This is a genomic window from Pseudarthrobacter woesei (assembly GCF_055412745.1).
Window position 1 is genome coordinate 320,895 of the sequence record NZ_JBVAYU010000002.1, and the last position, 13,119, is coordinate 334,013.

13 protein-coding genes are annotated in these 13,119 nt (G+C 66.5%); 1 reads left to right on the forward strand and 12 read right to left on the reverse strand.

Annotated features, from left to right (window positions below; all coding sequences use genetic code 11):
* Positions 1 to 12 precede the first annotated feature (12 nt).
* The 9 genes from ACZYZE_RS04595 to ACZYZE_RS04635 all read right to left on the reverse strand — a co-directional run bounded on the left by ACZYZE_RS04595 (position 13) and on the right by ACZYZE_RS04635 (position 8,971).
* Positions 13 to 1,200, reverse strand: coding sequence for an iron-containing alcohol dehydrogenase family protein (locus tag ACZYZE_RS04595; protein ID WP_463906470.1), 1,188 nt, complete (start codon positions 1,198 to 1,200; stop codon positions 13 to 15).
* A 1-nt stretch (position 1,201) separates the two neighbouring features.
* Complete coding sequence (locus tag ACZYZE_RS04600) at positions 1,202 to 2,182, reverse strand: NAD(P)-dependent oxidoreductase (protein ID WP_459319695.1); 981 nt, start codon at positions 2,180 to 2,182, stop codon at positions 1,202 to 1,204.
* A gap of 25 nt (positions 2,183 to 2,207) precedes the next feature.
* Positions 2,208 to 3,728, reverse strand: coding sequence for an aldehyde dehydrogenase (locus tag ACZYZE_RS04605; RefSeq protein ID WP_459319696.1), 1,521 nt, complete (start codon positions 3,726 to 3,728; stop codon positions 2,208 to 2,210).
* 10 nt (positions 3,729 to 3,738) lie between these two features.
* A complete protein-coding gene (locus ACZYZE_RS04610) occupies positions 3,739 to 4,842 on the reverse strand; it encodes a mandelate racemase/muconate lactonizing enzyme family protein (protein ID WP_459319697.1) in 1,104 nt (367 codons plus the stop codon).
* 5 nt (positions 4,843 to 4,847) lie between these two features.
* Positions 4,848 to 5,402: a formaldehyde-activating enzyme gene (fae, locus tag ACZYZE_RS04615; RefSeq protein WP_459319698.1), complete on the reverse strand. Its 555-nt coding sequence runs from the start codon at positions 5,400 to 5,402 to the stop codon at positions 4,848 to 4,850.
* Between the two features lie 2 nt (positions 5,403 to 5,404).
* Positions 5,405 to 6,340, reverse strand: coding sequence for a glycine betaine ABC transporter substrate-binding protein (locus ACZYZE_RS04620; RefSeq protein WP_459319699.1), 936 nt, complete (start codon positions 6,338 to 6,340; stop codon positions 5,405 to 5,407).
* 81 nt (positions 6,341 to 6,421) lie between these two features.
* A complete protein-coding gene (locus ACZYZE_RS04625; RefSeq protein ID WP_459319700.1) occupies positions 6,422 to 7,207 on the reverse strand; it encodes an ABC transporter permease in 786 nt (261 codons plus the stop codon).
* Positions 7,204 to 8,313, reverse strand: coding sequence for an ABC transporter ATP-binding protein (locus tag ACZYZE_RS04630; protein ID WP_463906474.1), 1,110 nt, complete (start codon positions 8,311 to 8,313; stop codon positions 7,204 to 7,206). The genes ACZYZE_RS04625 and ACZYZE_RS04630 overlap by 4 nt, the downstream gene beginning before the upstream one ends.
* Entirely contained in the window at positions 8,306 to 8,971 is a 666-nt protein-coding gene (locus tag ACZYZE_RS04635; RefSeq protein WP_459319702.1) for an ABC transporter permease, read from the reverse strand. The genes ACZYZE_RS04630 and ACZYZE_RS04635 overlap by 8 nt, the downstream gene beginning before the upstream one ends.
* Positions 8,972 to 9,111: 140 nt before the next feature.
* Here ACZYZE_RS04635 and ACZYZE_RS04640 point away from each other — a divergent pair, with 140 nt between their 5' ends.
* A complete protein-coding gene (locus ACZYZE_RS04640; RefSeq protein ID WP_459319703.1) occupies positions 9,112 to 10,053 on the forward strand; it encodes an IclR family transcriptional regulator in 942 nt (313 codons plus the stop codon).
* 114 nt (positions 10,054 to 10,167) lie between these two features.
* Here the strand turns inward: ACZYZE_RS04640 and ACZYZE_RS04645 are convergent, their stop codons facing one another.
* The 3 genes from ACZYZE_RS04645 to ACZYZE_RS04655 are packed head-to-tail and all read right to left on the reverse strand — an operon-like array spanning position 10,168 to position 13,021.
* The gene (locus tag ACZYZE_RS04645; RefSeq protein WP_459319704.1) at positions 10,168 to 11,103 is read right to left on the reverse strand and encodes an ABC transporter permease; all 936 of its coding nucleotides are present in this window, start codon (positions 11,101 to 11,103) and stop codon (positions 10,168 to 10,170) included.
* Positions 11,093 to 11,818 carry an ABC transporter ATP-binding protein gene (locus ACZYZE_RS04650; protein ID WP_459319705.1) on the reverse strand — a complete coding sequence of 242 codons (726 nt, stop codon included), beginning with the start codon at positions 11,816 to 11,818 and terminating at the stop codon, positions 11,093 to 11,095. Before ACZYZE_RS04650 ends, ACZYZE_RS04645 begins: the two co-directional genes overlap by 11 nt.
* A 45-nt stretch (positions 11,819 to 11,863) precedes the next feature.
* Positions 11,864 to 13,021: an ABC transporter substrate-binding protein gene (locus ACZYZE_RS04655; RefSeq protein WP_459319706.1), complete on the reverse strand. Its 1,158-nt coding sequence runs from the start codon at positions 13,019 to 13,021 to the stop codon at positions 11,864 to 11,866.
* Positions 13,022 to 13,119 lie beyond the last annotated feature (98 nt).

Sequence of the window (13,119 nt, forward strand, 5' to 3'; positions counted from 1 at the left end):
GGTGGTGTCCACTTAGAGTGCTTTCTCGAGGATTGTGCGGATTTCGACGGCGGTGGGCGGCACGGGGGTGTTGTTGATAACAGAGTCGGCCAGGGTGTCTTCGACGAGGGAGTCGAGGTCCGCGCCGGTAACGCCGAAATCGGTCAGCCGGGCGGTCATGCCCACCTCCCGGGCGAGGGACGCCACAGCAGCGACGGCGGCCTCGGCGTTCTGCTGCAAGCCGGCCGCGGTATCCCCCACGCCCAGTGCGAAGGCCAGGCGGGCTGTCCGGTCCAGGCGGGCGCGCAGGTTCAGCCGCAGTACATCCTCGATCACCAGGCAGAGGGCCAGGCCATGCGGAATGTTGAATCGGCCGCCGAGAGGATGGGCGATGGCGTGCACCAGGCCCAATCCGGTGTGCGAAAAGCCGACGCCCGCGATGTGGGAGGCAAGGAGCAGCTGGGACCGGGCCTCTATGTCCGTGCCGTCCGCAACTGCACGCGGCAGGAACTCCGACACCATAGACACCACCTGCAGGGCAATGCCGTCCGAGTACGGGTTCTGCCGGATCGAACAGTAGGACTCGATCGCGTGCGTGAGCGCGTCCATGCCGGTGGCTGCGGTCGCCTTGGGCGGAAGGCCTATGGTCAGCTCGGGGTCCAATACCGCGGCCTTGGGCAACGCCGATTCGTGTCCCACGTAGAACTTGCGGTGGGCGTCGATGTCAGTGACCACGCCGAAGGCGTTGACTTCAGCGCCGGTGCCGGCGGTCGTCGGGACCGCTACGATGGGCAGCGCCGGATTGGCGAAGTGATTTCTGTAGTCCAGTCCGGCGCCGCGGGCAGGGTTTACGGCGCCAAGGGAGATCCCCTTGGCCGCGTCCATGGAGGAGCCTCCGCCCACCGGTACCAGGACATCCACTGCCGATTCGGCGGCGAGGTCGGAGCCTGCATCCACACAGGTCGTGGTGGGGTTCGGGGTCACGCCGTCGAAGACGGTGACGGAGAGTCCCGCGGTTTCAATAGAGGCGCGGACCGCGGCCACCACCGCGGTGGTGGCGAGGAAGGGATCGGTGACGATCAGCGCGTGCCTGCCTCCCAGCGCGGCCACGATCCCGCCGACCTCGGCCACCCGGCCACGGCCGAAATAGGCGGTGGGCTTGGGATCCAATGTCAGTTCGGTGGAGGCGAGCTCCGCGTGGATCTGTATCCGTGTGTGCATGTCAGGCTCCTGCTGCTGCGGTTTTGGTCGCTGCGGTCCGCAGCTGGACGCCGATGGCGTCTTCGTAGAGTTTCACGGGCGTCATTTCGCCGGCTGTGTCGCCGTAGAGCGCCCTCGCCCGGCGGTAGAGCTGCTCCACGAGGGACGAAAGCTCAACGGGAACGCCGACGGAACGGGCGAGGTCCACCGAAAGGCCCAGGTCCTTGCAGGCCAGGGCAATGGCAAAGCCTTCGTCGTAGTCGCCGTGGTTGAGGATGGAAAGCACATCGTTCTGGAGGAAGTTGGAGTTGGCCGGACTCGCGATGAGTGCCTGGCGCAGGACTTCGAGGTCCACGCCTGCCTTGACGCCGGTACTGAGGACTTCCGCAGTGGCCACAAGGTGTGAGAACCACAACTGGTTGATCATGAGCTTCACGGCGTAGCCGGCTCCGTGACCGCCCACGTGCAGAATCCGCTCGGGGTCGCCCATCGCTTCGAACACCGGGCGGAGGTGTTCGACGTCGGCAGCCTCGCCGCCGATGAAAATCTGCAGCATGCCGTTCGCCGCGCCCACGGACATGCCGCTGACAGGGGCGTCCAGGACGCGGATGCCGCGGGCGGCACCGGCCTCGCGGACGCGGTTGGCCACCTCGGGGACGGAGGTGGACATGTCCACCCAGATGCCGCCGTCGGCCAGCCCGGCGAGGATGCCGGCGGGCGCCAGTGCGACGGCCTCCACATGCTGGGGCGTGGGCAGCATGGTGATCACGACGTCGGAGCCGGCGGCGACGGCCGCTGCGCTGTCCGCCCATTCGGCGCCGTTGGCGATGAGCCCGTCAGCGGATTCCCTGCGGACGTCGTTGACGATCAGCTGGAAGCCGGCGGCCTGCAGGTTCCGGGTCATCCCGGAGCCCATGTTGCCCAGGCCGATGAAGCCGATGCGGGCGGTTCCGGGCAGCAGTTGCGTGGGGGCGGCGGAGGGGGCGTGAGTTGTTGCGGTCATAGGTCCAGGTCTCGTTTCCGGGGAGTCAGGCGTCGTCCAGGGCGTCGTCGCCGAGGTTGATCCAGGTGGTTTTGAGTGCGGAGTAGGCGTCCAGGGCGTGGAGGGAACGGTCTCTGCCGAAGCCGGATTCCTTGAAGCCGCCGAACGGGGTGATGATGTCCGCGACGTCGAAGGTGTTCACCCAGACGGTGCCGGCGCGCAGTTCCCTGGCCGCGGTGTGGGCCTTGGTGATGTCCTGCGTCCAGACGCTCGCGGCGAGCCCGTATTTGGTGTCGTTGGCCATCCGGACCCCCTCGGCGGCTCCGCGGAAGGTACTGACGGCCAGGACGGGACCGAAGATTTCCTCCTGGCCGATGCGTCCGGCGTTGTTGACGCGGTCCAGGACCGTCGGCTCCAGGTAGAACCCATTTTCGACGCCGGCCGGACGGACCTGGGTGCCGCCGGTGGCGACGCTGATGCCTTCGGATTCGGCGATCCGGTAGTAGCCCAGGATGCTCTCCAGCTGCCGGTCATCGATGATGGCTCCGATCTGTGTGGCCGGGTCCAGCGGGTCGCCAAGCTGGAGCGATCGGCCCACCTTGATGACCTCTTCGAGTAGTTCGTCGTGCACCCGTTCGTCCACCAGCAGGCGGGAACCGCCGTGGCAAGTCTGGCCGGCGTTGTAGAAGATCCCCCAGGCGACGGCGGAGGCGCAGGCGGCCAGGTCTCCGACGTCGTGCAGGACCACCTGCGGTGATTTGCCGCCGAGCTCCAGCGCCACCTGCTTGCCGTTGGATTCGGAGGCGTAGCGCTGGAAGAACCGGCCAACCTCCGGCGATCCGGTGAAGGTGATCTTGTCCACCAGCGGGTGGCGGCCCAGCGCGGCGCCGGCCACCCCGCCCAGACCGGGGATGACATTGAAGACGCCGTCCGGCACCCCGGCCTCGCTGGCGAGTTCGGCCAGCCGGAGGGCGCTGAGGCTGGTCTGCTCGGACGGTTTGAGGACCACCGAGTTGCCTGCCGCGAGGGCCGGAGCCACCTTCCAGGCGGAGATGATCAGCGGGTAGTTCCAGGGCACGACGGCGCCGATCACGCCGAGGGGTTCGCGCGAGATGATCGCCAGGGCGTTGCGCGGAGTGGGCGCGACGTCGTCGTAGACCTTGTCCAGGGCCTCGGCGTACCAGCGGAACGTCCGGGCGCAGCTGGGGACGTCAACGCCGAGGGCGTCGCCGATCGGGTGGCCGCTGTCGGTGGATTCGAGCAGCGCGAGCTCCTCGAGGTTTTCGAGGATGAGCTCGGAGAGGCGGGTGAGCACCTCCTGCCGGTGGCGCCGGTCAGTCCGGGACCAGGTGCCGGATTCGAAGGCCCGGTGCGCAGCCTGGACGGCGTCGTCCACGTCCTGCTCCCCGGCCGCCGACACCTGGGCGAAGACGGCGCCGTCCCGCGGGGAGACGGTGGGAAAGAATGCGCCGTTCCGGGCGTCCCGGAAACCTCCGGCGATGTAGAGGCCGGTGGACGGACGCTGGGCGGCGGCCCGGCGGATCCAGTCGTTCTTTGTTGCTGTCATTGCCTGTTCCTTAGACCGAGTACTTTTTGACGGCGTCGTAGTCGATGACGGCGCCCAGGCCTGGAAGATCGGGGACTCTGAGGGTCCCGTCGCCGTCGATGTCCAGCGGTTCCATAAAGAAGTCCCGCCGCTCCGGGGTCCATCCCGGTGGATCGTAGGGGAATTCCAGGTAGGGGCCTGCGTCCACGCCGGCGGCTACGTGCAGGTTGGCCAGCAGGCCCAAGCCGTTGCTCCAGGTGTGCGGGGTGAAGAAGCGATGCTTGAGGTTCGCGGCTTCGGCCACCTGCCGTGCCCGGTACATGCCCACGGCCAGGGCGACGTCCGGCTGGTAGATGTCATAGGCGTCAGCCTCGATCAAGGCCATCATTTCGGCCATGCTGCGGACCATTTCGCCACCGGAGACCTGGATCCCGGTCTGTTCGCGGACGCGCCGGGCGCCCACAATGTCGGCCTGCGGGAGCGGTTCTTCCAGCCAGCGGACGTCCAGTTCGGCCAGTTGGGCGGCCAGCCTGTGCACCTTGGCGAGTTCCAGGGCAGGTTCGATGTCCCCGCTCATGCGCCACATCTGGTTGAGATCAACCATCAGGTCAAAGCCACTTCCCACGGCCTCACGGGCGGCCCGGACGGATTCCACACCTTCTTGCAGGTGGTCCCGGGAGATGCGGATCTTCATGGCCTTGAAGCCTCGGGCTTTGGCCGCGAGCGCGGACTCGGCACGCGCCGCCGGGGACTTCAGTTCGCCGGAGGAGGCATACGCAACGAGCCGGTCGCGGGCGCCGCCGAACAGGGTGGCGACCGGAAGCCCGGCCACCTTGCCGATGATGTCCCAGAGCGCTGCCTCGAGCGGCCAGTAGCGGCCGCCGTGGAAGTTGATGGTCTCGATCCGGCGGACCTGGTTGAGGATGGCCAGCGGATCGGTGCCGATGAAGAGGTGCTCGTAGGCTTCGAAGCCGTCCATGGTGTCGCCGGAGCCCACACCGGTGATGCCTTCGTCGGTATCCACCTCCACCAGAGTGGCCGGGAAAGAGGTGCGGGGCTCCGGATCCCAGGCTGCGTTGAACGGCGGGTCTAGGGGCAGGACCATGCGGGTCAGCCGGATTGCGGTGATCTTCATTGCTGTCAGCCTCTCGGAGTGAAGAAGGGGTTGGACGGGGAGTTGCGTGCCGCGATCACCGCAGCCGTGGAGGGCAGCTGCCTGGCAGCGTTTTCCAGGGCGGTGCGGACGGATTCGCGGTTGTTGCCGTACACGGTCTCTTCGTCGTCGGCGTCGGGGTTGACCCAGACGGCGGCGATGACGACATGCGAATCGGCCTGCTCTTCGGTGACAGTACCGCTGGCCAGGGCATCGGCGACGCCGGCGGCGATGCCAGCTTGGGCGGCGCCCCAGATCAGGGTTCCGTGCCGGTCGTTGACCGGTGCGGCCTTGGTGACGAAGAGCGTGAGCGGCTTGACCGGCAGCGACGGCCGGAGCACGGTGACGAACGGGACGTGGCCTGCACTCGGCGTTGCCAGGGCGGTGGCCCAGGCCGTTCCTGCCGGTCCGTCCCGGTGGCCCAGGACGGTGTTCACGTGGGCCGCGTTGACGCCGTCGCCGACGAAAGATTCGCCGATCTGGACCGCTTGCTGACCCGCATTCCGGGCCTTGGACGGGGCTAGTGCCTGCTGCTCGGCCATCCCTAGATCAGCCCTTCCGAGGTGAGCCATTCCTTGGCGATCTGGTCCGGATCGTCGCCGTCGACGTCTGCCTTGGCGTTGAGCTTCTGCATGACCTCGGTGGTGAGCTTCGGGGAGACCTTGGCCATGATGTCGGCGATGGCCGGGTACTTGGCGAGCATGTCCGCCTTGATGGTCAGCGCCCCCTGGTAGATGGGGAAGAAGTGCTTGTCATCCTCCATGACCTGGAGTTTCAGGGAGGGGATGCGGCCGTCGGTTTCGAAGACCTCGCCGAAGTTGCAGTCCTGGCCCTTCTGGGTGGTTGTGTAGATGACGCCGGTGTCCAGCATCGCAACCTTGGCATCCGGGCTCAGGCCGTATTCCTTCTTCAGGCCGGGCCAGCCGTCATCACGGGTGGAGAATTCGCTTTCCATGCAAAAGGTCTGTTCCTTTGCCGGGAGCTTGGCGACGTCGGAGAGGGACTTGACGTTCAACTCCTTGGCCTTGTCTTCGCGGATCGCGAACGCGTAGGTGTTGTTCAGGGGAGCCGGTTCCAGCCACGCGATGCCCTTCTTGGCATCGACGGCCTTCACGGCGTCGAACATTTCCTTCTTGTCCTTGAGCGGAGTGGTCTGCTTGTTGTAGGTAATCCAGGACGTTCCGGTGTATTCCCAGTAGCCGGCGAACTGGCCGGTTTCGAAGGCGGTACGGACGTTGGCAGAGCCCACCACCTTGGTGTTGGTGGTGGTCTGGGCGCCGTGCGCGTTCAGCAGCTGGCTGGTGATGTGGGAGAGGATGAACTGCTCGGAGAAGTCCTTGGCGCCGAAGACGCCGGTCAGTCCTTCGAGCTCTTTGCCCTTGGCATCGCTGGTGGAGGAGGACGCGGCTCCGCCGCAGGCGGTAAGGCTCAGTGCGGCAACGACGCCGGTGGCCAGGAGGGCGAGAACAGGTTTTTTCATGGTGTGTCCTTTGCTGGAGCGGGCAGGAGCCAGAGCCGGAAAAGCCTGGCAGCGGGGAAGAAGTTGGTGGGTGGAGGGTGGTCAGAGGCCTTTGGGCTTGAGGAGGTCTTCGGCCAGGCCGGCGAGCCAGTCGATAGTGAGGGCGATGCACGAGACCACCACTGCGCCGGTGATCAGGACCGGCCAGCGCTGGAGCTTGAGTCCGTTGACGATCATGTCTCCCAGGCCGCCGGCGTTGATGAAGGTGGCCACGGTAGCCACGCCCACACAGAACACCAGGGCGGTCCGGAGCCCGGCCACAATCACCGGGATGGCCAGCGGAAGCTCGATCCGGGTGAGGATCTGCAGCGGGCGCATACCCATCCCGCGGGCCGCTTCGGTGAGGCTTGAGTCCACCTGTTCCAGGCCCACCAGGGTGTTCCGCAGGACCGGCAGGACGGAGTAGGCCACCAGGCCCACCAGCGCCACCTCGAAGCCGAGTTTCCAGACAATGGCGAGCAGGATCACCAGACCGATTGCCGGCGTGGACTGGCCCACGTTGGCAATGCCGAAAACTATGGCGTGCACGGCCTTGGAGTGGATGCGGCTGAGCGCGATGCCGGCCGGGATGGCGATGGCCGCCACGATCGCGGAGGCAACCACCGTAAGCCTCAGGTGTTCCACGGTCCGGTCCTGCAGGTAGGCCCAATTCAGGGTCCGCAGCTCAATTGAGTCCAACTGGAGCGAGGAAACCCACAGGTATAGGGCGAGAAGGGCCAGAACAATGACGATCGGCGTGCCGAACCGCTTGACGGAGAAGTACTTCCCGCGCCGGTTGGATGCTGTTCCGAAGGCGGTGGCGAGGTCCCGCGTGGCCTGGGCTGTCATGGCCGGGCTCCACTGGTGAAGGCTCCACTGGTAGAGGCTCCACTGGTGCGGGCACCACTGGTGAGGGCGCCGCCGTCGGACGGTCCGCCGTCGAGCGCTCCGCCCCCGGGTGCTGCAGGGATCTCAGCGCCCAGGACGGCGGAGATCTTCTCGATGTCGATGGACCCCACCACCCGGCCCTGCTCGTTGACCACGGCCACCGGGGTTCCGCCGGAGAGGACCAGAGAGTCCAGGGCATCACGGAGGGAATCGTTGACGCTGACTTCGATGGCTCCGCGGATGGCGACGTTGGGGCCCAGTCGTGCCTGGTGCACCGGTATAAGTCCCAGCCGCTTCAGGGCGGCGCCGTGGCCGACGAACTGGGAGACGTAGTCGTTGGCCGGGTTGGCCAGGATGTTCGCGGGGGTGTCGAATTGCTCGATCTGCGAGCGTTCGGACAGTACGGCGATCCTGTCGCCCAGGCGTACGGCTTCGTCGAAATCGTGGGTGACAAAGACGATCGTTTTGCTCATCTTTTCCTGGAGGCGCAGGAATTCGCTCTGTAGTTTTTCGCGGGTGATGGGGTCCGTCGCGCCGAAGGGCTCGTCCATGAGCATGACGGGAGGATCGGCGGCGAGGGCGCGGGCCACACCGACGCGCTGCTGCTGGCCGCCGGAGAGCTGCCGCGGGTAGCGGGAGGCGTACATTTTGGGGTCGAGTTCGACCACCGAGAGTAGTTCTTCAACGCGGGCCCGGGTTTTGTTTTTGTCCCAGCCGAGCAGTTTGGGAACCACCGAGATGTTCTCGGCGATGGTCATGTGCGGGAAAAGCCCGATCTGCTGGATCACGTAGCCGATCCGCCGGCGGAGTTCGTTCGGGTTCAGGGACAGGATGTCCTCGCCGTCGATGGTGATGGACCCGGAGGTGGGCTCGATAATGCGGTTGATCATCTTCATGGTGGTGGTTTTGCCGCAACCGGAGGGCCCCACGAACATGATCAGTTCGCCGGGTGCGATGTCCAGGGAGAAGGAGTCGACGGCGGGGCCGGCCTGCCCCGGGTACGTTTTGGTGACGTCCTGCAGGACGATCCGGGCGCCGGCGGCCGGACGGGAGAATGATTCAGACACGAAGTCCCCTTGAGGTAGTGAGGCGGCGGATGAGTACAAACGCTCCATCCAGCAGAAGGGCAAGGACGATCACGCCGACAGTGCCGACGATCGCGAAGTTGAGGGCGTTTTTGGAGCCGAGGCTGGACAGGCCTTTGAAGATCATTTCGCCCAGGCCCGGGCCGCCTACGTAGGCGGCGATGGCGGCGATGCCCATGGAGAGCTGGGCGGAGACCCGCACCCCGGTGAGGACAACGGGCCAGGCCATGGGCAGCTGGACGCGGATGAGGGTCTTGACTCTTCCCATCCCCATGCCGAGGGCCGATTCAGAGACGGCGGGCGGTACTTCGCGCAGGCCCACCACTGTGTTGCGGATGATGGGGAGCAGCGCGTAGAAGGCCAGTCCCACGACGGTGGGGGTCCAGCCGAGCCCGAGTAGCGGGATGAGCAGCGCCAGCAAAGCCATGGACGGGATGGTCAGACCCACGCCGGCGCCGGCGATTGCCACCGAGCGGCTGATGGGCTTATCCCACACCAGCACTCCGATGCCCACGCCGACTACCGTGGCGATCAGCAGGGACACCAAAACCACCGCAAGGTGCTGGGCGGCGGATTCGGCGATATCTGCCGCTCTCTTCGTGAGGAACAAACCGAAGTCCGAGAAGAACGAGTCGTTCAACGTGATCCTCCTTTTCACTTCGTCGGGTCAAGGATCGCGGCTCACATCGACGTGAGCCATGCCACAACCGTAGAACCCTGGTTCCCTTTTGCGCAATACGAGTTGTTGATATGTCAACGCCATATTGTTATGGTCTTTCCATGACCGACTCTCCCAAAGCCGCAAGAGGCACCGCTGGCCAGCCGGCGCGGCGGAACTCCTCCGGTCTGCGCCGCGATCTGGAACTACTCGAAATTCTTGGCTCACCGGAAGCAGTTGAAGCATCCGGGCTGGGTGTCAGCAAGGTTGCCGAGATCGCCGGCAGGGATAAAGCGCAGGTGTCCCGCACACTTGCCACCCTCGCGGAGGCGGGACTGGTTAGCCGCGACCCCGACAGCCTGCTCTACGGTCTGGGGTACGGGCTATATGCGCTGGCGGCCAGAACCGCCGAGGCCCGGATGGTCAGCGCATCTGCACCCTATTTGAAGCGTGTTTCCGCAGCCACACACGAAACCACCCACCTCTGCGTGCTGCGAGGCGGCACCGTGCTGACACTGAAGAGCGAAATGTCCAACCACACCTACCGTGCCCTCGGATGGGAGGGCGTCAGTGTGGATGCCTGGGGTACGTCCTCGGGGCGTGTGCTTGTCAGCGACTGGGACACCACGGCGCTCCGGGACTGGTATGACGTCCATGCGGCCAAGATCTCGGCCCAGCGGGGCACCCGGGATCTCTCGCCCTTGGCCCTGGAGTCAGAGCAGGTCGCGTCCGCCGGGCACGCTCCGTTCAAGATCGAGACCTTCGAAGAGCTCTGCGCCGAAATTGCCCAGATCCGCCGCCGCGGCTACGCCGTGGTGGACGAGGAGTTCGAACTCGGCGTCGTGGGCGTATCCGCTCCCGTCTACGACTTCAAACAGCGAATCGTCGCGGCATTCAACGTCAGTGCGCCCAAGCAACGGTTCGGCAAACACTTGGAGCGGGCCGGCGCCCTCGCTGCCGAGGTGGCTCTGGATTTCTCCGCCACGCTGGGCGCACCGCTGGACCAGATGACCGGTTCTCCCGGACGCGCGCCGCGGCCGGGCCTTCGGACTTCTGCACCGTAGACGAGCGCGGTCGAGTGACCTCCCGAAGAAAGCAACGCGGGGTCACTTACGGCCCATAAACCCGAGGTTTATGGGCCGTAAGTGACCCCGCGTTGCTTTGTCGGGTGGCTGGCGCTACCGGGTGCTGCCGGCCAGCAGGCCCCGGCGGCGGAGCAGGCGCTTCTCTATCGGGGCGAAGACGAGGAGTTCGATCAGGATGCCGACGGCGAGGATCAGCAGGATCGCGGCCATCACGGTGGTCATGTCGGACAGGACCCGGCCCTGGTCCAGGAGCGAGCCGAGGCCAAATCCGATGGTGCCGCCGACGGCGATGATTTCCGCGGCCATGAGGGACCGCCAGGAGAAGGCCCAGCCCTGTTTGAGGCCGCCAAGGTAGCCGGGCAGCGCGGCCGGGAGAACAATCTGCAGCGCCATCTGGAGCCGGGAGGCGCCCAGGACCGTCCCCACCCTGCGGTACTGCGGCGGGATCTGGTCCACACCGGAAACCAGCCCGTTGATGATCGACGGGATGGCGCCCATAAACACCACGAAGTACACGGTGGCGTCGGTCAGGCCGAACCAGATGATGGCCGCCGGCACCCAGGCCACGGACGGGAGCACCTGGAGTCCGGAGATCAGCGGCCCGAACGCACGCCGCAGCGGGGCGACCTGGGCCAGCAGCAGTCCCACGGGGGTCGCGATGGCAACGCTGATCAGGAACCCCACGAGGCCGCGCTGCAGGGAGGTCCACACGGCTTCCTGCAGCTTCCCCTCACCCCACAGGATTCCGATCTGGCCCAGGACATCCAGCGGGCCGGGTACAAGGTCGCGCCGCTTGAAGCCCAGGGACACGTAGACCTGCCAGGCGACCAGCAGGACGGCCAGCGCCGCGACGGGAAGCAGTATCCGGCTCCAGTCGATCCGTGACTTGTGCACGGCGTCGGACTGGAGCGAGTCCAGCCCGGCCTCGAGCTCGCGCAGGTCGGCAGAGCCGGTGGAGGACCGGGTCAGGGCTGCGGTGATGTGGCGGGCTTCGGCGGGCTCCATCAGCGGAGTGTGCTTATTTGGCATGGCGGCGGATCTCCTCGCGTAGCCGGGCAGTGATAGCGCCGGTGAGTTGTCCGGCCAGTCCGGCGTCCGTGCGGTGTTCCTCGCTGACGTTCCATTCCTGCACCACACGGCCTGGCCTGGAGGAGAGCAACAGGACACGCTGGCCCAGCCGGACGGCTTCGCGGACGTTGTGGGTGACAAAGACGATGGTGCGGCCGGTTTCCTTCCAGATCCGCTCCAGCTCGTCATGCAGCAGGTCTCGGGTGATCGCATCCAGGGCCGCAAAAGGTTCATCCATCAGGAGCAGCTGCCGGTCCTGGGCCAGCGAGCGGGCCAGGGCCACACGCTGGCGCATGCCGCCGGAGAGCTCGTGCGGGCGTTTGTCCCCCGCCTCGGCCAGGTGCACGAGATCAAGGAGCTCGTCGGCTTTCACCCGGCGTTCAGCTTTCCCGACGCCGCGCAGCTTCAGGGCCAGCTCGATGTTTTCCCGGGCCGTGAGCCAGGGAAAGAGCGCCGCGTCCTGGAACATAAAGGCGGCGCCGTCGCTGGGCACTTCCAGGGCGCCCGACGTCGGGGCCTCCAGTCCCGCCATGATGTTCAGCAGGGTGGACTTGCCGCAGCCGGACGCACCGAGCAGGGCGACGAACTCGCCCTGCCCGATACTGGCGTTGACGTCGTCCAGCACCGGGGCGCCGTCGCCGAAGCGCTTGCCCAGGTGTTCCAGTACCACTGGCATGGTCACGTCCTAACTTGTCTGGCGGGAGGGGAGCGGCTGGACGGGTTAGTCCTTGCCCAGCCCCTGCGCGGAGGTCTTCTTGCCGGTGGCACCCTGACCCGAGACGCTGTTGAGCGCGGTGAGGTCGAAGATGCCGTTGATGTCGGCCTGCTTGGTGGTGCCGGCGTCGACGCCGTCCTGGAGCAGCTTCTGGTACGTCCCGGCGAGCGGGTCAACGGTGAAGACGATGTTCTTGAGCGATCGGTCGATCACGTCCGACGGCAGGGCCGCCCCTGCGGATTCCTTGAGCGCGGCGTTGAGGACGGTGGCTTTCTCCGCCGCCGGTGCCGCATTGAGCCAGTCGACGGATGCGGCGTGGCCCTTCAGGAGTGCCTTTACCGTGTCAGGGTGTTCGGCGGCGAACTTCTTGTTGACGATCAGGACCGTGGTGCTGAACTCCCCCCTCTCCCAGAGGTCCTGCTCGTCGACGAGGACCTTCGCGCCGGCCTGGAGCACCAGCCGGGAGGCCCACGGTTCCGGCAGCCATGCGCCGTCGAGCTTGCCGTCCTGGAACAGTTTCAGGGTCTGGGCGTTCTCGGTGGGGTTGATGGCGACGTCGCCGCTGCCGTCCGGGGAAGTCTTGTAGCCCTGCTTGCCGAGCCAGGCGCGCAGGGCAACGTCCTGGGTGCCGCCGAGCTGCGGCGTCGCGAGCTTCTTGCCCACCAGGTCCGCGGCCGAGGCGATCTCGGGCTTAACCACCAGCTGCGCCCCGCCTGAGGCGGCGCCGGCGATGATGCTGATCGATTCGCCCTTGCTCTTGACGTAGGAGTTGATGGCCGGGTTGGGGCCGATGTAGGCGGCGTCGATGGCGCCGGCGTTGAGGGCCTCGATGGCGGCGGGGCCGGCGTTGAAGACCTGGGTGCTGAGCTTGGTCCCGCCGAGGTCCTCGGCGATGAAGCCCTTGTTAACCCCGACGAGGGCCGGGGCATGGGTGATGTTGCCGAAGTAGCCGAGCTTGAGTTCGGTAGCGGGGGATGCTGCGGCGGGGGCGGCCGCGGCCTCGTTGCCGCGCGACGCCGTGGATGCGACGGCGGCGCCGGCGCCGATCAGCAGGACTAGTCCTGCGGCCAGGCTGATCTCCAGGGTGCGCTTGCGTGTGGGCCTGGCAGATTCACCGGCGACGATCCGGGTGGTGCCGGGCTGGGGCAGTTCAGGGATTGACATGGCTTGGGTCCTGTCCGTGGGCGTTGAATCTGGTCGGGCGATGATCAGCGCCGGCGACATCGTCTCTGGGTTGCCCGGCGGGAGCTGCCGTTGAGCCG